The sequence below is a fragment of the Legionella septentrionalis genome, assembly GCF_003989745.1.
In the GTDB taxonomy this organism is placed as follows: Bacteria; Pseudomonadota; Gammaproteobacteria; order Legionellales; family Legionellaceae; genus Legionella_A; species Legionella_A septentrionalis.
The window spans coordinates 94510-113221 of sequence record NZ_RZGS01000001.1 but is presented as its reverse complement, the minus strand read 5'-3'; the positions used below and the strand labels follow the sequence as shown (position 1 = coordinate 113221).

The following is an 18712-nucleotide window of genomic DNA, read 5'->3' as shown; positions in this document are numbered from 1 at the left end:
CCGTCTCCTCTCATCACCAGCATGTTGTTAAGGGCAAACCGTAATGGAAAATGGTTTTTTTTGTATTTTTATAGTAATTAATGTCGGGTCTTTTAATTGCAACAACCAGTGGGAGCCTAAGTCCTGAAATTCTTCTATATTTCTTGGCTGACCGGAATAATTTAAAGAAAAACCCAAGAAAGCATTTTTGCCGTGGATCGTTGTTTCTGTGGTGGGGGCTGGTGCCAATTTTAAGTAATCTGTGGCAACCCAACCTTTTAATTGTTCTCCGTTGTACCCACAATATAACTCGGTCTGCATTGGTACAGATGAAAACCATTCACCCCAAGTTTCCTGCCCTGCAATTAGGGATGCAAGTTTTCCCTGTTCAAGGTTAACTTTAAGCTCAGGGCTAAAATGCAAGATACTGGTATAAGTATGTGGCTGTGTTGCTTGCATTACATCGATAACAATAAATTGCTCACGCGGTTTAAGCAGCAAAAGTCTTTTGTGAGCAACCTGAAAATCATGATAAAGCACCGGATTATAAGCACACATGGCTTGCCAGCCTGCCGCTGAAGCCACACCAAGAATACCACTGCCGTAAGCCGAAGCTCGCAGTTTGGTGTTAAAATCCTTGCCATCGACAAGCAATACATTATGTCCCCATACGGATTCCACATAACGCCGTTCGCTATCTCTTTTTTCATAACTATAGCGTCCTGCTTCTGTAAGGATGGTTTGTCCGGATTCAACCAATACAAACGACAAATCGTCCGATTGTTTATGCGCGGGGCTATGGTGCCCTGCGGTTAAAAATAAATACGTTGATTCATCTTTGTAAATCCCATAACCGGCAAGAAATGCTTGTAAGCCATAAGCCGCGTTTTCAGGAGATAACCAAGCCGGCGGGCGCGATTTTTTTGAGTCCCCCACATGCAGAAAAAAGCCCTGCGGGGTAACCAGCCATGGAGAAATTGAAGCTACTTTATTTTTAAATTCTTCAAGTTCTGGAAGGCGTGGTTCATTTGCATGCTTGGCTAAATCAAGCATTTTAAAAATCCATTTTGAAACTAGAAAATGGTAACCAGGCGAGTGTTCCAGATGGATTCCTTCTGGGCTGTACTGGCTTTTTATACCCGTTAAAAAGCGAGTAAATGCAGTATTGCGCCATGCTTGTGCTTCAGGTAGAAAAGAAAGATAAACGCTGCAGACGTAAAGGCCAACGTCTTGCGCAAGGCCATGATTATGGCCGACCCGATAAAATTTGTCTGAGGTCAAATAATCTGCATGCTCGCGTATCGAGTTTAAAAAGGTTTCAGCTTGTGGAACGGAAAGGAGCGATTCGGACGCGAGGATGCGAAAAAGATAAGCAAGGACTTGAATTCTATCTCCGACAATTTTATCCGACCAGGCAAAAACAGGAAGTTTGTTTATCCGGGGGGAATTTTGCGCAATCCAATCCAGGGCAATATTTGCGCACGTGCGCAACAAATTGGTATCTTGGCTTTGTATGCCTACTCCCAAAAATTTCAAGCTGTGTAGGAGGGAGCTCCAGGAACGGTTGGAAAAGGGATCTTGATGCCAATTTATGGGGGGTATTAAGGTAATAAATTCTCCCAAAGTTGGGTATATCAAGAAACGGTTATTTTGGAATTCGTTTCTTAATTCTTTCGTACTTTTATGAATATGACCAGATAACAAGTTGCCGTTAGGCTTATTTCCCTGCAGTGAGGTAAGCAAGGCTTTTGTATCGGCATAAGGAAGTGATTCTTCATTGGGATACACGCTCTTGGCTTGTGAAACGGTGTGTGCTGTAGCTACAGAATACTCTGCCAATTTTTTTTGTATGCGTGCTACTTCATCGGCAAAAATTGGATTTTTGTTAAATAAACACGTATTTTTTTGTGAATCAGACGCTACAAAATATTGCCACGCTTCTTTTTTGTCAGCTAAGCCTGCCCATTGTGCAAACGAGTATCGGTATTCGTTTGAGGAAACAAATTCATTAAAATTAACGATGCGAATGCGTTCCGGGAAGCGCTCAGTATATGTCGCCACATATTCATGCACTTGCCGATAACGCCTGGAGAAGGCTTCAGCAGTACGGGTAAAGTTTTTATTATGCAGCTTATTGTCAATAAACTGATCGCGGGGATCTCGCATGACGGCCGCCACCCTCATATTCGAGAAAAAATTAAGCATTTCCAGGCGGTAAGCCGGTAAAATATTATCCAAAGCCACAATATCTGTAGAATTTGGCATACGTGAATAGCAGCACGCATCGATAAACGCTTCTGCAAAGTCGCCTATGGCTTTACGCTCAAAATTATGGGAAATTACATTTTCAATGAAGTGTCCCACTGCGCATGCGTATTTTTCTCCCCCATTGATAAGAAATAATCGGGCATTTTTAGAATGCTTGATTTGCGTACGATCTTCACAGGCGGTGATGCCAAAAAAGCAATAGCGGAAGGCATTGCGAAGTTCTTGAAGAGTTAGCAGAGGAGAAGTGGTTTCCTGCATAGGCATAAAATTATTGGCTTCGCCAAAAATTAACCCATGCAAGCCATATTTACCATTGATGTGCATGAATTCTCCGTGAATAGCCTGCACATTTTCAAAATTTCTATAATAGTCAAATATAGCGCTGGAACCCGACCAGCCAGCGCCTGCTGCCAACAATTTATGCAATGTTTGCGTGGAACAGGCAGTGGTTTTTGCATCGAGAATTTTTTGCGGGGGATTTGCGGTGTACAAAGATTCAATAAGATGCAGCCAAATTGCAGATTCTGCTCCTATTCCTATTTTTGTCATGATATCTCGAAAGATATGGAGCGCCTCATTTAAATTTCCAGTTTCGGCCATGAGATACGCTTCATTCGCTTTTTTTGCCAATGCCGGAAATCGAATTTGTTTTTCCATTTGTCTTAAAGTCTTGCCATCAATGTTCATCGTTTTGCCCCATTTAAAACCAGACTAATTAAGCAGGCTCAGTGACATTCGTTTTCACCTCTTCCTGGAATGATGGTCCGCTCGTTATAGGGGAAAGAATATTTGCTGCAAGTTCGCCTATGCTTTTCCAGGTCCTATTTTCTTTTACCCAAATTCGCCCCTGTTTGCCCAAGTTTTTGCGTAATTCGGGGGAGTTAATTAAATGAACCAGCGTATCGGCCAAGTGACTAATATTTCCTTTTTCAAAAACCAGTCCGGTTTTTTCATGTTGTATCATTTCAATTAGGGCACGTACGCTGGAGACAACCACTGCTTTCTCCATCGCCAAGGCTTCCAGAGGCTTCATAGGAGAAACCATCTCGCATACAGTCCAAGGTTTCCTGGGGAAGGGGGCAATATCAATCAAGGAGTAGTATTTTTCTACTTCTTCATGCGGAACCCGCCCTGGCATAATCAGCCATTCGCTAAATTCGCCGTCTTCCGCGCTTTGCATGATTTTTTCAGTAATTGGACCGCGGTCGTTTCCTGAAGTATTTTCATTTCCCACCAGCAACAGACGGAATTGCACACCGCGCGACTTAAGGATGCCGCATGCTGCAGCCAAATCTTCCAGTCCCTCATAATCCACAAATGTTCCTACATACCCGATAACTGGCATGCTAGCAGGAATATTAAGCTTCTGCGCTAATTCCGTGTCTTTTTGGCATGGTACAAAACGAGCAGGATCGCAGGAGTTGGGGAGCAAGCCTAATTTTTCAGGAGCGACTCCCTCATTGAGTAATTTTTCCCGCATGGGTTCTGTCAGTGTAAAAACAAAGTCGGCATTTTTTGCGGTTGCGCTTTCCAGGGTGGTTTGCACATGGAAAGAAGCTGTTTCGCTAAATGTGTTCTCGCGCGATAGCCGCGTAATTTCCCACCAGCCGCGCACTTCATAAATAAACGGTATGCCCAAAGTTCTTGCCGCAATCAATGCTGGCAGTGCAACACGGTGATTGGATGCAGCAATGACCACGCTGGGATGATATTTTTTGAATTGTTCAATCAAGACTTCGGCAGACTGAGCAATATAATCAACAAAAGATTTATTTTTCGGACTGGGAGAAAGAGTGCGTACATAGGTGATGGAATCAATCGTATCTATCAAATTTATTTCGTTTGCATCCAGAGTGTTGTTAACATCCAGCGGATAGCCAGGACGTGTTAATACGATGACTTGATAGCCTGCAGCCGCAAGCCCGCCTGCTACCCCGTGCGAACGGGTTGCATACCCTCCTGAGGAATAGGGCAGCGAGTTATGCAAAATATAACAAACCCTATTTTTAATGGGAGTAATCGCCATTGCCCTATGCGCAGGTATTAATTTAAGCGTGGCAAGTTGATAGGAAGGTGATTTTTTTAAGGCTGCAAGTTTTTTTAACTCGCCTTCTTCTGAAGAATTTGCCAATAATTTATCCAGTTGCATAATGGTGTCACATGCTACATCCAATTTCATAGCGCGCTGTGCCGCCCAAAAAAGACCTCTTAAAGAGCTGGCGCCGTAATCCAGTGTAACCGCAAGTGTTGCCAATTCGACTTCTGCCTCTTTCAAATCGGCTTCCCAGAGCACTTTTCCAACTTGTAAGAGTGAAAGTGCAATTTTTTTATTTTCAATTTCCTGCGCACGCAACAAATCCAACATGGCAGTGGAGCCACCTTTTTGATATGTTTCAATTAATGTTTCCGGCGCAAAAGCAGCGGCTGCATTACTTGTTCGCGCATTAGGATTGCCCAAACGTCTTTCTTGCATGAAAATTTCTTCAATTTTCATTTGTTCAGAAGCGGAATATTCAATATCTTCAGGAAGATTTTTTAAAATAGCCGCGGCTTGCATGGTTTCTCCGCAAGCGTGTAAACGAAATGCAAGCCATTTTGCCCGAAATGGCTTAGGATCAAGCTCATAAGCCATTTTTGCTGCTGAAGCTGCATCTGCAGGATGGGCTGCGATTAACTGTTTTGCGAGCCTGGTATAACTGTTTGCCGCCCCAACTGCTGGTAAGTTCAATACGGAAAGTGCTTCTTGAAAACCGCTCAAGCCCGCAAGCTTATATGCATCGAACAATTTTTCCGCATCTAAATCTTGCAGTTTTTGTAATTCAGCTTCGCTGTAATTTGCAGAATTTTTATTTTTTCTGGGGAATAAAAAACTCCTAAATTTGGCTTTAGGAGCTGCTGCTTGAGATTTATGCGTAAGCAAATGTTGCTTTTGTAAAAGAGTAAAATTTAAGCTTTGCTTAATTTGTTCCAGAGCAAGCTGCGCCTGTGTCTTGGCTATTGCTTTCTCAAGCTTGGTCAATTTTATTTTGACCTCATTTGCTTCATTTTGGTTTTGCGTCTGCTGCACATGCAAATTTGCTATCTGCTGCTCCAGTTGTAATATTTTATTGCAATTTTGCGCATGATTTTGCTGATTCTCTTGCTTGATTTTTGCTAACTGCTCTTCAATTTCCGTCTTGATGTCTGCCAATTGATGCTCGGATTCAGCCCATTGCTTTGCAAAGCAGGCGGCATAATCACCAATTGCCTGGCTGTTTTCTTCAACAGTTTGTTTCACAGAAAAAATATCTTGCTGTAACGCTCTTGTGTTTTCTAAAGTAAAACGTTGAGCCGCTGTAGCGACTTCCTCAAGCTCATGGTGGATGTTGGTTTTGAAATTTTGTATATCATCCTGCACGCTTAAAAATTTTTGCGTATTTTGCTCGGCAAGGAGTTGAGTTTGTTGTAATGTATTTTTAACAGTTTGTTTCACAGAAAAAATATCTTGCTGCAACACTTCTGTGTTTTCCAAAGTAAAACGTTGGGCGGCTGCAGTTACTGCAGCAACCTCATTGTGAACGCTGGTTCTAAAATCTTGTATGTCATCCTGCACGCTTAAAAATTTTTGCGTGTTTTGTTCGGCAAGGAGTTGAGTCTGCCGCAATCTGTCCTCAATTTGTTGCATGTTGTTTTTGAGGTTGGTTAGGGCATCGCGTTCCTTTTCCAGGGTGGAAATTTTTAATAAATGTTCTTCATGTTGTTGCTTGGCATTGGCAGCCACATCCGATACATGCTGTTTAAGTTCTGTTATTACCTTAAAGCTTTCCAAGGCTTGTTTGTGGACATGTTCATTGGCTTGACTGAGCTTAAATTCAAGCTGTGTGATATTTTCCTGTAATATTTTTTGCTGGGCTTCAGAAGTTGCTTTTATACCATCGTATTGTTTTTTTATTCTATTTCTTAGGTTATCCAGCAAAAATTTTGTAGCAAAAACGCCAAATGATTTGGCCGAGAATTGTAATTGTGCGATGGATAAGGGACGCGTTAAACTTGTTTTAAGCCAATCAGTGGTTTTTTCTTTTAAAATTTTAATTTCTTCTAGCAAGTTGGTTTGTTGTGCATTGAAAAGCATTTGCTGCACTAGCTCAGCCGCTTTTTCAGGATTGATTAAGGACAGGTTTAAACAGTAGCTAGAAGCTTTAAGCAAGTCGAACAACCCAGGCATCTTGTACCCATGGGTTTCAAAATAAGTCCCATATACTTGCTTCCCAACAACAAGTCCTAAGATAATTGCATGGAATCTCGATGCCAATATTTGATCGGTGCAATTTAATTTGTCTAAATAATCTTGCACGGATAAAGGCCGATACATTTCAATTTGTTCGGCAAAGCCTGCTTTTGCAAGGTTTTCAAAAAGCAGCTCGGCTAACTCCTGATCAGCGATAGTTTGGATAAAAATGATTAATTTATTGTTTTTATTGTTTAAATACAGGCGCCCTACTTGAAATGCAAACTGATAAGCCAGGGTATTCTCCTGTTGCGTAGAATTTTTTGCTGTATTGACTAAGCGAATTCCCCAGTTTTCTGAACGCATGACCAAACCTAATGTTTTACCTTGTTTCTTAGCTGTTGGGTTTGGTGCTGTAAAATTTAGAAAAAAAGCAGGATCCAATAACTCCGGCGTCATTGTTGCATTAAAAGATGAAGTAAGCAGCTTGGTGGAGAATGTGTCTCGTGTTGCGGAGGAATCTGCTAGACTAAGCAGCGATTTCATAACATTTACAGATTCCACATCTTCAAAAGGACCGAATGTGGAAGGCATGATGACGCATTTTTTGCCAGTGGCTTTGGCTGCCAATGCAGGGAATGTTCTACAAAAAAAACTTTTTAAATTATCGATACTTTTATAGCGGAACAAATGTTCACCTGCGCTGAGTACGATCATATCGGCATCTGCGGCTTCACAGTCTTTTAAAAAAGCTTCCGGCTCATACAAATAGGAAAGCCCCTTTTCACTTGAAAAACTGCAGTTCGTGAAACTAACGACACCATTCTGATTAAATGAAGAGCGGGCCAGATTCATAAATTCATTTTTTGCGGCATCAAGGAATACAATATGAAATTTGGCATGAGGATAAATTTCTAACAGCAAGTTAATTTGTCCCTGGTTAATTGCCAAATCACCGATATTACTTGCTACATGACCATATAGAATTGCAATTTTCATAATATCCTCTGCCATTAAGCGTGCTCTGGGATCGAGTTTGCGGGTGCAAGGGTAGAAGCATGGGACCATTCGAGGTGCTGCAGGATGCGTTTGGATGCCAAACCATCCCCATAGGGGTTGCTTGCTTTGCACATGGCCGCATAGGATTCCTCACAATCGAGCAATTTATTAACTTGCTCGATAATTATTTCGGAATTTGTACCCACGAGTTTTGCAAACCCTGAGTGGATGCCTTCCATGCGTTCGGTTTTTTCACGCATGACTAGGACCGGAGTTGAAAACGTACTTGCTTCTTCCTGGATGCCGCCGGAATCCGTTAAAATTAATTTGCTCTTATTCAAAAGATAAACGATAGATAAATAATCCAGCGGTTCTGTTAGCACCACTTGTTTAATGGTTCCCAGGTAGCCAAAAACAGCATTTTTTACCGCGGGATTAAGATGGACTGGAAAAATAAATTGTATATCTTTCCTTGTTTCTGCAAGAAATTTCACGGCACGGCAAATTTGCTGTAACCCGAATTGATGGTTTTCTCTACGGTGTGCGGTTAAAAGGATTATATTTTTGCTTTCATCTAAAAATGCAAGGCGGTCGCTAATTTGTTCGCTGATGCGAATGTCCGTATCAATTTTATTTTTGGCATAGAGGAGCGCATCAATTACCGTATTGCCTGTATTGATGATTTGTTGCGCAGGGATGTTTTCCTTTAACAGATTCTGCTTGGATAGTTCGGTGGGTGCGAAGTGCAATTGCGAAAATGTTGCAATCAATTTGCGGTTCACTTCTTCTGGGAAAGGATGATAATTATCAAAAGAACGTAACCCTGCTTCTACATGCGCTACTTTGACTTGATTATAAAATCCTACCAGCCCTCCGGCAAAAGCGCTTAACGTATCGCCTTGAACCAATATCCAATCTGGTTTTTCACGGGAAATAATCGAATCAAGTTGTGACAAAATAGCTGCGCTAATCTGTGCGAGGTTGCCCTGGCTTTTTTCCATCACATTCAAGTCCACATCACTTTTAATGTCAAAAAGGTCAAAAGCTTGCTGCAGCATTTCCTTATGTTGTCCTGTATTACAGACAAAGACGCTAAAATGTTTGCTTTTTTTCGCCAAATTTATAACCGGGGCTAGCTTAATCGCTTCAGGACGTGTTCCAATGATAAAAAATAGCTTCATAAAATATTCCTTTTTTAGCTGATTCCATGTGCGCTTTTAAAGAAGCGTGGAGCGTTATCTATAGATTTTGGCGCAGGACAATACCCCCTTGGTGAAGAACTTGATTTGTAGGGTAGTCAGGATGTTGGATTTGTTGCCTTGATAATACGACATATTCGCGTTAATCCCTGTACACAATTCGTCCCTGACCGATTATCGTACTATCTTTCGCTAATTTCAATATAAATGAAAGTTAAATCAAGCGATTAGATTTCTCAAGCAAGATGCGGAAATCTTCGCTTAATTTTTGCCCTATATGATTCCATGTATGTTTCTGCAACACATAGGCATAGGCATTTTCCGCAAGGATCTGCCTGAGCGTCGGATTACGGGCGATATTAATTAAACTATCCGCCAGCGAAACAGAGTCTCCTGCTTGGTGTATCAACGCAGTTAAGCCGTGTGTTGCCATTTCCTCCAAGGCGGCAACATTTGAAATGAGCAAAGGGATCTTCATCGCCATTGCTTCCAAAGGCTTAAGAGGTGATACAAGCTGACAGACCTTGTAAGGTTTGCGAGGTAAACAAATTACATCAAACAAGGATAAATAGCGTTGCACTTCATTTGTGTTAACTGCTCCAGTGAAATGGACATAATCTTGCAAAGCCCCGGCTTGAACCTGCAATTTTAACCGAGGTAATGCCTCTCCGTTCCCCACAATGATCAGGCGTATATTTGGAATGGTTTGTTTGGCCAGGTTAATGGCGCTGATTAAATCATCCAATCCTTCATAGCCGACGATGGAGCCTGCATAACCTACTGTAAAATTATTTGTCAATCCTAAATCATGACTTAAGGAGGTATCTCGGGGTAAGGGGGAAAATTTTTGGATATCTACGGCGTTCGGAGCCAGGGAAATTTTATGTGCTGCAACGCCTCTTTCAATTAATTCATTGCATAAAGGACGATTTAGGGTAAGCACCAAATCAGCGTTACTGGCAACCCATGTCTCAAGTTGTTTCATCAAGCTAAAGCGCTCTGACCCTTCCCAGCCGGGTATTTTGGACGCTGCGGTATATTCCCATAATCCACGTACTTCATAGACAAAAGGAAGACCCAATTTTTTCGCTGCTATCAAGGCAGGCAGTGCAGTTTCATAATTCGATGCGGCTTGGATTAGTTGCGGTTTTGTTTTTTTTGCTGCGGCCAAAATTTTTTGCGCAGCTGCAAGGATATATTGACGTAAGGGAGTGGTTCTTCGGTTTGGCCCTGACAAGGCATGATAGGATATGTTATCTACGGTGTGCATTTTATCCTTAATTTTAACACAATCCGTGCGGTCTTTGGGATAGCCCGGGCGGGTTATGCAAACCATGTTCCATCCGGCTGCGGCTAAGCCTTGCACCATTCCGTGTGTTCTTAATGTATAGCCGCTTGTATGATGAGGAAGAGAGCTTGCGGCAACGTAAAGGATGGTTTTTTTGCACGTCATAAATTTAGGCTTGATATTTTTTTTAAATGCGAACCGTGAGGATGATAGACTTTCCCATTCCGCCCTAATTAACATCATTTTTTTGTAATCGATGATGTTTAATTTTGTTTTTATAGCATCTAGCAACTTTAGGGGAGTTGAAAGGTCTCCAATTTGGTAGAGCAGAAACGCCAGCGATTTTATGCGCATCGGTTTCGGGTGCAAAGCCAGTGCTTGCATGATTAACGGTTTAATTTGAACCCCATCGTGAGGCAGGGCAATTCTGCAAAGATAAATCAGCGCAACAATACGCAAATCTTTTTCAATATTTTCCTGTGAGCTTATAAATTTCCCGGCAGTTTTTAATCCTTTAGAGAAGTAAAGCGCAGCCAGCTCAGGTTTTATTTTCTCAAAAGATGCTTTAAGTTGCTGTTTTGCTTTTTTATGATGAAACTTGCTGAACACAACGGAAAAGTGGTGTGGGAACAGCTTAATCAGGAGGCCTAGTTGGCTAAAAATGGCTGAAAAAACAACCCGGGTTGGCGATAATAATGTTATTTTCCAAAAATTTTCTGTATCCATGAGCAGGAGATAAATTTTTAATGGTTAATCTAGCAGAGAATTAACAAATGTAAACGCAATAATTAATTCAGCAGCATATGCTTGTAACTAAGAGGATTTAAGTAATCCAATTTGCAATAACAAGATAAAACTAACCAGGAAAACGCCGCACACCAGCCAGCAATAGCTGACCAACTCTCCCCCGGGAAGCTCTTCTCTAAAAACATTCAATAAAACAGAACCCGCTAAAAATGCCACCATAAAGGCGACGACGACTGCATTGACCGGTTCGAAAATCACCGAGCATAACCAGCCGAGTAACAAAAAAAGAATCAGGATAAAACGACCGACATGATTAAATTCAGTGGCATGCAAGCGGGAAAATTTTTTATCGGTTAATACAAAGTTTAACGCCATGGAAAAGGTGAATAATGCTGTGGCGCTTAAACTGACTTGTGCACGTAATGACATGGTATAAGTGATAAGGAAATTATAAAGGCAAAACATGAATAAGTGTAAGGCATATACAAGGCCGCGGGTTTGCAAGTATTTAGAGCGTTCGGCAGCCAATTCCATACCGTAGTAAATCAAAAAGCCCGCCAATGCCACCAGGTAAATCATCAATTCTGAAAAAGGGGTAAGCCAGTGGCTTTGGATTAAAAATTTGCCCATAGGTTCATTGTACTCAACCAGGTTAGGCAGCATATGCAAGAAAACATAGGCAATGGCTGTTCCTCCGGCAAATGAAATAAAAGCCTTGCCATTGCCGGGCAGATGCCTGGCAAACCAAGGGCTCAGATAATGAAAGAGAACCAAGATTAAGGTAGATAGAAAAGCAACCAGCAGGTGAATTTTAGATATCCAAATCACGAAAAATCCTTGCAAGTTTCCAACTTGTTTATACATTATCATTTGTGTGCAGGATAAAATAGCGTCATGCCCATGTCAGTGGGCATGATGAATGCAATAATAAATATTATGGCTAGGCGGCGTTAGATTTAAGCCATTGCTTCCATGCTGCAATGTCATATTCACCGTATTGCTTGCCGCTGATGCGTTTTAAAAGCTTATATGCCATATCATGATTGTTGGGTTGTTTTAATTGCAACATTTGCAATAATGGTTCACTGGCTTCACGGCGAATAAATTGTTTTGCTGCAGGCAAGTGTGCGGCATGGTAGAGGACGAGTAAAGATTTGTTGCGATCCGTTGTAATGGGCGAAGATAGTAAATTGATAAAGGGAGAGATGTTAATATTATAAATGCGAGCTTTTGCCATAGCGCTGCCAATTACCCGAATGGCATTATTTTTTACCAGACTGTCATTGTCTTCTACATAGGGCATCAATTCGGAAAGAATAAAATAGGGATCGCTCATGTGCCCAACGAGAAAAATCGCTGCGCCTCGCCTTTCTGCATCCGGATCATTTTTGATCGTGGTTAAGATGAAATCCTTTTGCTGCCTGGCTCCCTGGTTAAATTTAGTTAGATAAGCTTTTAGCTGCGGATGCTTGAAGTTTTCAATACAATGAAAAACCGGGCAATTATTGGGCTTAATATCTTCTTTTTGAATCTTTTTATCATTGAATAATGTTGCAAGAATCCGTTGATATTCTATCATTTCTGCAATGACATCTTGGGCTTGTTTGGATCTCGTATACGGTTTTCCTGTTTTTTGCGGCAGGAATTTCATGCGCTCAGGATGAGCTGCAGAAACCACCTCAAGCGTGGTATACAATTCCTTGTTTGGGATATAAAAAATAGTTGTTGCTTCCGCAAAGAGAAGATGTTCGCGCTGTTTAATGTGATTAAGCAATGCGGTGCGTTTTTTCTGCAATTTTTTTAATGCGGGAGGCTCTGGTATTTCTTCCATCACGGAAAAATCTTTACCCTGCGCTCGCACTATGGCTTCAATTTCGGCATTGATTGCTGTTTCAACTTCGCTGATTTGTTTGCCATAGCGCTGTAGTAATAGCTTGCTTCGTTCTACCTCTACTCCATAAACATCGACAATGGCGTGAGCAAAAATATTGAAATTTAGCAGGCAGCCCATAAAAAATAATCCCAATTGCTTCATATTTGTTCCTTCGATAATCCCAAAAGAACCCCGCCAGAAGCGGGGTTTACTGGTTATATATCCCACTTGCCATCCATACTCATGGATGCACTGTTGCTATTTACTATGGCAGTGCCGGATTGGAATAATGTCCAATATAAACCTTGTTCTTGCCTTCCTCCGGCTACTTGCTGCAAATCTTCATATGCCAGCACAGTTGCTGTTTGATATGCCAAAACGCGCTCTTTTTTATTATTGTTCATACTATTTTCCTTTGCTATTCGCAGCGGCACTTTCCATAGGCAGCTAACGAGGTTGGTTTAAATGTTGTCCTTAACGTATTAATCAGTGGTAGGCTTCTTGTTGAAGTTTGGTAAAAAGCCGAGCTTCATTTAAAAAAACATGCTTTTGTGCTTGTTCTGTAAGTTGCTGCTCAATCCCATGTTGGTAATCCATTAAATAGTGTTTGCACTGCGAGGGTGACCAGACAAAATTTTGTTTTTTTGCTAAAAGAAATTGCACAAATACATCCAGCATCGGTATGTAAGGGTTGCATTCCTCCGCCCATAAAAACTGTCCTTGCTCGTTGATTTCTAAAAAAATGTATTGATTATCTTCCGTTACAATAAAATCCATGGAGCCGAAGACCAGCCCCAGGCTTTGCATGAATTGGCGGATCTGCTGAATGAGCTTTTGCGGCAAAACATAATGTTCCGTGCGCATTTCTCCGCTTGGAATAGCCCGCCAATCGTATTGGCCTTTAGGATGTTCTTGTGAAAACAATTTGACGGCCATAATGTAGTGTCCAAAGCAAGTGACGCGTAATTCATACTGCTTACGGATTGCCCGCTGGTATATGCCTGGGGTGCTTCTTAGCACATCTTCAGCAGGTAAAGCTGCAGCATTGATGCGCGTGGTATACGTGGCTTTAAGGGAAGCTTCATCGAACCAAAAATTGGCGCATAAAGGTTTATAAATCACGCCATGACGTGTATGTTCCATTAAAAAAGCATGCACATCTTTAGGGTTATTGGAAAATAAAGTAGGAGGGATGCTCATCCCGCATTGTGCTGCTTTCTTAAGTTGCAGAATTTTAGAATTTGCGGCGGCAGCGGCATCCTTGGGATTTACCCACCAGGCATGGGGAGCAATATGTCGGGTCCAAGCTTCATGAAAAGCAAGGTTTTCTCGACAAATAAACCGGTAATCATCAGGATGGTTCATTTCTTTTGGGACAAAAGGTTTGCGGGCGCGACGCCACCATACTACCTCGTACTCTTCATCCGCTATGGTTTGGTAGGGGTCTGTAACTTTCCAGGAAGATTGCCTGTTATTGATTGAAATGGAGCTGGTTTGCTGGCTGGGTTGATCGGCCGTAAATATTAACCGCACCGCATGCCCCGTGTTTTTTAATGCAAGTTGCACGGCGACGGCATGAGCATCATCCGGCTCTGTAAAAATTAAAATATTCATTTCCATAAATTCCCGTGATTTTGGACTTGTAGGCCTAAACGGCTTTCCTTGTTAAGTACTTAATTTTCCTAATGTTAAGTAATTAACTGCGACATTTTTCAATAAATTAATTTTTTCTGCAATAGCCACCCAAAAAATTGTACGGTTTCACAACTAATTGAAATGAAAAGAATTTTACTTCGTGGATAAGTCATGATCCAATTGTTTCAAATAAATCAATGGTGCTTATTTTAAATTCATAGAATCAATTTTAATGACAGACTGTGTTTAAAAAGATAAAATGCCGCCCCTTTTTGTCATTTTTTGTACAAGTATGACCAGTTTTACCAATAAAAGAATAATAAAATTTTTGCGCAATTGGGGTTATGAAGCAGATGAAGAGCGGGATTTGGAATTTATTCAATCTATTCAGGATGAGGCAGGCAAGGAGAAACGCAAAAAGCTGACAAGGTTTTTTGTGGAAAAGATAATTACACTTTTCTTATCGACCGATAAAGAATTAAAAGTAACTCGTGTGCAAATGGCACGGCCGCGAAGAACGGGAGTTAATTATACTCCGTCTTCTCCCGTGAGCCCTGCAAAAACAAAGTCGCCTGTTGATAAGATTAAAAAGAAACCTACAAGCCAGCTGCTGGCTATTCTGGCCCAACCTGATCAGGGCATAAAGTATGCTGCCATTATCGAGCAGCACGGAAAAAACATGGATTCTCCTGCTGTTGAATTTCTGTTAGAGGAAATACCCGAAGAAAAAATCAGGAAAGCTGAAGAATTGACTTTGACTCCGAAAAGACGGCACGCATCCGGGCCACACGGGACACCTTATAAAAGGGTATTAAAGACTACTGTTGGTGATTTGTATCGACAGCAGGAAGAATCCGAGACAATTGTTCTTACCAATACGCCTGCCAAAACCCATTTGGAAAAAAAATTTCCCGGCTTACATGGCAAACCTAATCATTTCGAATTTATTGTAGAACGTCAGACTATCTTAGAGCGGCTGGATAAAAAAAGAGAATGTTCGCAAAAACAAGTTACTGGCTATTCGGCTGCTGATTTTTTTAAAGAATTAGGGGTAACGATAAAAAAGAAATTATTTGGCAGCCATTATCATTTATGTCACGTGCAGGGTTTTAGCCTGGGAGGCAAGCAAGCCAAAAATAACTTGCACGCAGGTTCGGAGGGAAGTAACTACACTCTTTTATTTTATGGGGAGGATCCGATGCGTAGGATGCTGTTGGATGAAGAATCAGGGATTAACACCATCAAGGTCCATGGCCAGGTGATTTACCATGAAGAGGTAGAAACCCCTAAAGAAATCATTTATACGATAACCTTGGACAATGGGAAAACGATAGAAAAAATTATCGAGCCCCTGAATTATCACAAACCTACCCTTTTTGATAACAAAGCGGCATTTGCTTTGTTTAAAGCCAATGCAAGGCAACTCTTTTCCGATGAGGAGGATACAGAAGATTTTCTGGATGTTGAGATGGAAAAATTAACATTTTCTGAATTCGAAGGGGAAATGAGGCAAAACCTTCCTATGCAATAGTCGATATTGGCTTATTTTGTTCGCAGCGTTTCATGCAGGAGCGGAAGTAAGTATATAATCGTTTTATTTATCAGCGTGAGTTTCCAATGGATGAGCCGAAGAGCAAATCGCAAAAAAAGCGCGAAGCAGATGCTTTACAAAAAGTTGGAGTTAAATTAATTGAATTCAATTTGGATAAATTGGATAAGCTACCTTTAACTCCGCAATTAAAGCAAGCCATCATCGCCGCCAAATCCATCCGTAGCCACGGAGCCAGCAGGCGGCAGGCCCAGCTAATTGGCAAATTGATGCGGGCGGCCGATCACGAAGCCATACTTGCAGCTTATGAAAAGCTGCAAGATGAAGAAAATGCACAAACTGCTTCTTTTCACCAAGCGGAAGAATGGCGTGCGCGTTTAATTGCAGGCGGGAATCAGGCATTAGCCGAATTCATCGACATTTATCATCCCGATGATGTGCAACAATTACGCCAGTTGATTAAAAAGGCAGTCAGTGATCAGGAAAATGAAAAAAATACGGGTGCCAGCAGGGCGTTGTTTCGTTATCTAAGGTTGTATTTACAATGAATTTTTCATTATTTGTCAGTTGCCCCAAAGGTTTGGAATATCTTTTGGAAGATGAATTAAAAGTATTGGGCCTTAAGGTGACGCAAGTCAGTCCGCAAGGGGTTTACGGGCAGGCAAATTTAAGCACAGTTTACCACTTGTGTTTATGGACACGCCTGGCCAACCGTATACAGCTTGTTTTATTTAGTGGACAAGCCCACAATGAGCAAGCTTTATATAAACTTTGTCATGATTTCCCCTGGCAAACGGTGTTTGCCGCGGATAAGACACTGGCAATTGAATTCCACGGTTCTTCTGCGCACATCCGCAATTCCATGTATGGTGCTCAGGTGGTTAAAGATGCCATTGTTGATCATTTCCGCCGCCTGCATGGAGGCCGGCCATCGGTGGATCGCGATAAACCACAAATTTTACTGCATGCCCACCTCAAGCATGACACGCTGACCGTAAGTTTTGATTTGACGGGATATAGTTTGCACCAGCGCGGTTATCGCACTCAAGCGGGAGCTGCCCCACTTAAAGAAAACATCGCGGCAGCCATGCTCATTCGTGCCAAGTGGCCGAAATTGGCTGACGAAGGATTTGCTTTGCATGATCCTTTTTGTGGCTCGGGCACGCTCGTTATAGAAGCTGCCATGATGGCCGCCCACATTGCCCCCGGATTGTTAAGAACGGATCAAGCACTGCAGCATTGGGCCATGCACCAGGCTTCCTTGTGGGAAAAAATGCGATTGCAAGCCCTGCAGCAAGTGAAACCTGTTTCCATAAAATTATTAGGTACAGACAGTAAACCGCAACTCATTGCCATGGCTCGTGCCAATGCAGAGCGGGCGGGGGTGTCCGGTTTGGTGGAATTTGCTGTTGAGCCATTGGCAGAATGCAAAGCTCCTGCCGGCACAGGATTAGTCATTTGCAATCCGCCTTATGGGGAGCGTATGGGGGATGCAACCCAATTAATCCCTTTGTATCAGCAGTTTGGGAAAGTGCTTTTCGAGTCTTACCCAGGTTGGCATGCGGCTTTTCTGACTTCAAATCCATTATTGGCTAAAGCTACCGGTTTGCGTGCAGATAAACAGTACACTTTGTATAACGGTGCACTTGAATGCAAGCTATATTCACTCACATTAACAAACAATCAATTAAAGGGTGCTGCGAGTGGAAAACTGTCGTCGGGTGCGCAAATGTTTGCAAATCGTTTGCAAAAAAATGTCGCTCATCTACAAAAATGGGCTAAACGCAATGAAATCCATTGCTATCGGGTCTATGATGCGGACTTGCCAGAATATGCGTTTGCGATTGATGTGTATGAAGAGCATGTGGTCTTGCAAGAATATGCAGCTCCTGCGTCTATTCCCGGGCATAAGGCAGAGCAGCGCGGTTTGGACGTTTTGCAAGTGGTTCCAGCTGTATTAGGTATAAAACCTGAGCATGTGGTGATTAAAAGACGTCAGCAGCAAAAAGGTGCAAATCAATATCAGAAAATGAATCAAACCGGGCGTAGCATGGTCGTGAGGGAAGGTCGGGCTAGGTTAAAAGTGAATTTATACGATTATCTGGATACGGGTTTATTTTTAGATCATCGCCCCTTGCGTTTGCGTTTTGCAGGGCTGCAGCCTGGAACCCGTTTTCTAAATTGCTTTTGTTATACTGCCACAGCCAGTGTGCATGCAGCCTTGGCTGGCGCTTTTACGACCAATGTGGATTTATCCAAAACTTATTTGCAATGGGCAGAAGATAATTTCAAATTAAATAAGCTGCCACTGGCCAGACATCAGTTTGTACAACAGGATTGTCTAAGCTGGATGAAAATAGCACGGGAGCGCTTCGACGTCATTTTTCTAGATCCGCCCAGTTTTTCCAATTCCAAACGCATGAGCACCACGTTGGACATCCAGCGTGATCATGAGGCATTAATTTCTTCTGCCATGCGCCTTCTACAAGAACGTGGAACATTGTATTTCTCCACTAATTTAAGGCAATTTAAGCTATCGCCGGCCATAAGTGAGCAATATAAAGTACAAGATATCAGTGCGGATACGATCGATGTGGATTTCAAACGCAACAAGCGCATTCATCATTGTTTTATCATCCGGCATCAAGGCAAGGCCCATGAAGGGTAAATTATTTATTTGATTGTTTTATGAGCCGACCTATTTGCCAATATGTTGAGTACAAGTAAAACTTAAGTCTTTTTCGCCAGGTTCGCTGCTATGATTTTTATATCATTTCGGGGATGAGATGATGATTAAAATGATAGGGTCTTGTATTTTTTAAAAAAACAGACAAGAGTTTTACTCTATTCATTCACAAAGTTATCCACAGTACCATACGGAAGAAATTATCCGCAGTAACAAAAAAAATTGTTAAAAAACAATAAGATAATGATGAAACTGTTTTACATCTTAAAAAATTATTAAATT

At 41.8% G+C, this 18712-nt stretch carries 11 protein-coding genes; 3 read left to right on the top strand and 8 right to left on the bottom strand.

Annotated elements, in window-relative coordinates; all coding sequences use genetic code 11:
• Nucleotides 1-27 precede the first annotated feature (27 nt).
• The 8 genes from ELY11_RS00505 to ELY11_RS00470 all read right to left on the bottom strand — a co-directional run bounded on the left by ELY11_RS00505 (nucleotide 28) and on the right by ELY11_RS00470 (nucleotide 14174).
• Nucleotides 28-2934 carry a heparinase II/III family protein gene (locus ELY11_RS00505; RefSeq protein WP_127032299.1) on the bottom strand — a complete coding sequence of 969 codons (2907 nt, stop codon included), beginning with the start codon at nucleotides 2932-2934 and terminating at the stop codon, nucleotides 28-30.
• 28 nt (nucleotides 2935-2962) lie between these two features.
• Nucleotides 2963-7453 (bottom strand): glycosyltransferase, encoded by a 4491-nt coding sequence (locus ELY11_RS00500; RefSeq protein ID WP_158614955.1) that lies wholly within the window; start codon nucleotides 7451-7453, stop codon nucleotides 2963-2965.
• A gap of 14 nt (nucleotides 7454-7467) precedes the next feature.
• Entirely contained in the window at nucleotides 7468-8634 is a 1167-nt protein-coding gene (gene wecB, locus ELY11_RS00495; protein ID WP_126953221.1) for a non-hydrolyzing UDP-N-acetylglucosamine 2-epimerase, read from the bottom strand.
• Between the two features lie 232 nt (nucleotides 8635-8866).
• Nucleotides 8867-10666 carry a glycosyltransferase family 4 protein gene (locus ELY11_RS00490; RefSeq protein ID WP_126953220.1) on the bottom strand — a complete coding sequence of 600 codons (1800 nt, stop codon included), beginning with the start codon at nucleotides 10664-10666 and terminating at the stop codon, nucleotides 8867-8869.
• An 87-nt stretch (nucleotides 10667-10753) separates the two neighbouring features.
• The gene (locus ELY11_RS00485) at nucleotides 10754-11515 is read right to left on the bottom strand and encodes a ZIP family transporter (RefSeq protein ID WP_126953219.1); all 762 of its coding nucleotides are present in this window, start codon (nucleotides 11513-11515) and stop codon (nucleotides 10754-10756) included.
• Nucleotides 11516-11627: 112 nt separating this feature from the next.
• Complete coding sequence (locus tag ELY11_RS00480; RefSeq protein ID WP_126953218.1) at nucleotides 11628-12788, bottom strand: HEAT repeat domain-containing protein; 1161 nt, start codon at nucleotides 12786-12788, stop codon at nucleotides 11628-11630.
• On the bottom strand, nucleotides 12776-12964 hold the full coding sequence (locus ELY11_RS00475) for a hypothetical protein (protein WP_126953217.1): 189 nt from the start codon (nucleotides 12962-12964) through the stop codon (nucleotides 12776-12778). Before ELY11_RS00475 ends, ELY11_RS00480 begins: the two co-directional genes overlap by 13 nt.
• 82 nt (nucleotides 12965-13046) lie before the next feature.
• Nucleotides 13047-14174 (bottom strand): ATP-grasp domain-containing protein, encoded by a 1128-nt coding sequence (locus ELY11_RS00470; protein WP_126953216.1) that lies wholly within the window; start codon nucleotides 14172-14174, stop codon nucleotides 13047-13049.
• Between the two features lie 313 nt (nucleotides 14175-14487).
• On the opposite strand from ELY11_RS00470, the gene ELY11_RS00465 reads away from it, so the two are divergent.
• From ELY11_RS00465 to rlmKL, 3 genes are all read left to right on the top strand, one after another.
• Nucleotides 14488-15726, top strand: coding sequence for a hypothetical protein (locus ELY11_RS00465; RefSeq protein ID WP_126953215.1), 1239 nt, complete (start codon nucleotides 14488-14490; stop codon nucleotides 15724-15726).
• 86 nt (nucleotides 15727-15812) lie between these two features.
• A complete protein-coding gene (gene yjgA, locus ELY11_RS00460) occupies nucleotides 15813-16292 on the top strand; it encodes a ribosome biogenesis factor YjgA (protein ID WP_126953214.1) in 480 nt (159 codons plus the stop codon).
• A complete protein-coding gene (rlmKL, locus tag ELY11_RS00455; protein ID WP_126953213.1) occupies nucleotides 16289-18412 on the top strand; it encodes a bifunctional 23S rRNA (guanine(2069)-N(7))-methyltransferase RlmK/23S rRNA (guanine(2445)-N(2))-methyltransferase RlmL in 2124 nt (707 codons plus the stop codon). Before yjgA ends, rlmKL begins: the two co-directional genes overlap by 4 nt.
• Nucleotides 18413-18712 lie beyond the last annotated feature (300 nt).

Excerpts from the sequence above, each read along its gene's own strand:
- ELY11_RS00505 (WP_127032299.1), bottom strand. The coding sequence starts at position 2,934 with ATGAACATTGATGGCAAGACTTTAAGACAAATGGAAAAACAAATTCGA.
- ELY11_RS00500 (WP_158614955.1), bottom strand. The coding sequence starts at position 7,453 with ATGAAAATTGCAATTCTATATGGTCATGTAGCAAGTAATATCGGTGAT.
- wecB (WP_126953221.1), bottom strand. The coding sequence starts at position 8,634 with ATGAAGCTATTTTTTATCATTGGAACACGTCCTGAAGCGATTAAGCTA.
- ELY11_RS00490 (WP_126953220.1), bottom strand. The coding sequence starts at position 10,666 with ATGGATACAGAAAATTTTTGGAAAATAACATTATTATCGCCAACCCGG.
- ELY11_RS00475 (WP_126953217.1), bottom strand. The coding sequence starts at position 12,964 with ATGAACAATAATAAAAAAGAGCGCGTTTTGGCATATCAAACAGCAACT.
- ELY11_RS00470 (WP_126953216.1), bottom strand. The coding sequence starts at position 14,174 with ATGAATATTTTAATTTTTACAGAGCCGGATGATGCTCATGCCGTCGCC.
- ELY11_RS00465 (WP_126953215.1), top strand. The coding sequence starts at position 14,488 with ATGACCAGTTTTACCAATAAAAGAATAATAAAATTTTTGCGCAATTGG.
- yjgA (WP_126953214.1), top strand. The coding sequence starts at position 15,813 with ATGGATGAGCCGAAGAGCAAATCGCAAAAAAAGCGCGAAGCAGATGCT.
- rlmKL (WP_126953213.1), top strand. The coding sequence starts at position 16,289 with ATGAATTTTTCATTATTTGTCAGTTGCCCCAAAGGTTTGGAATATCTT.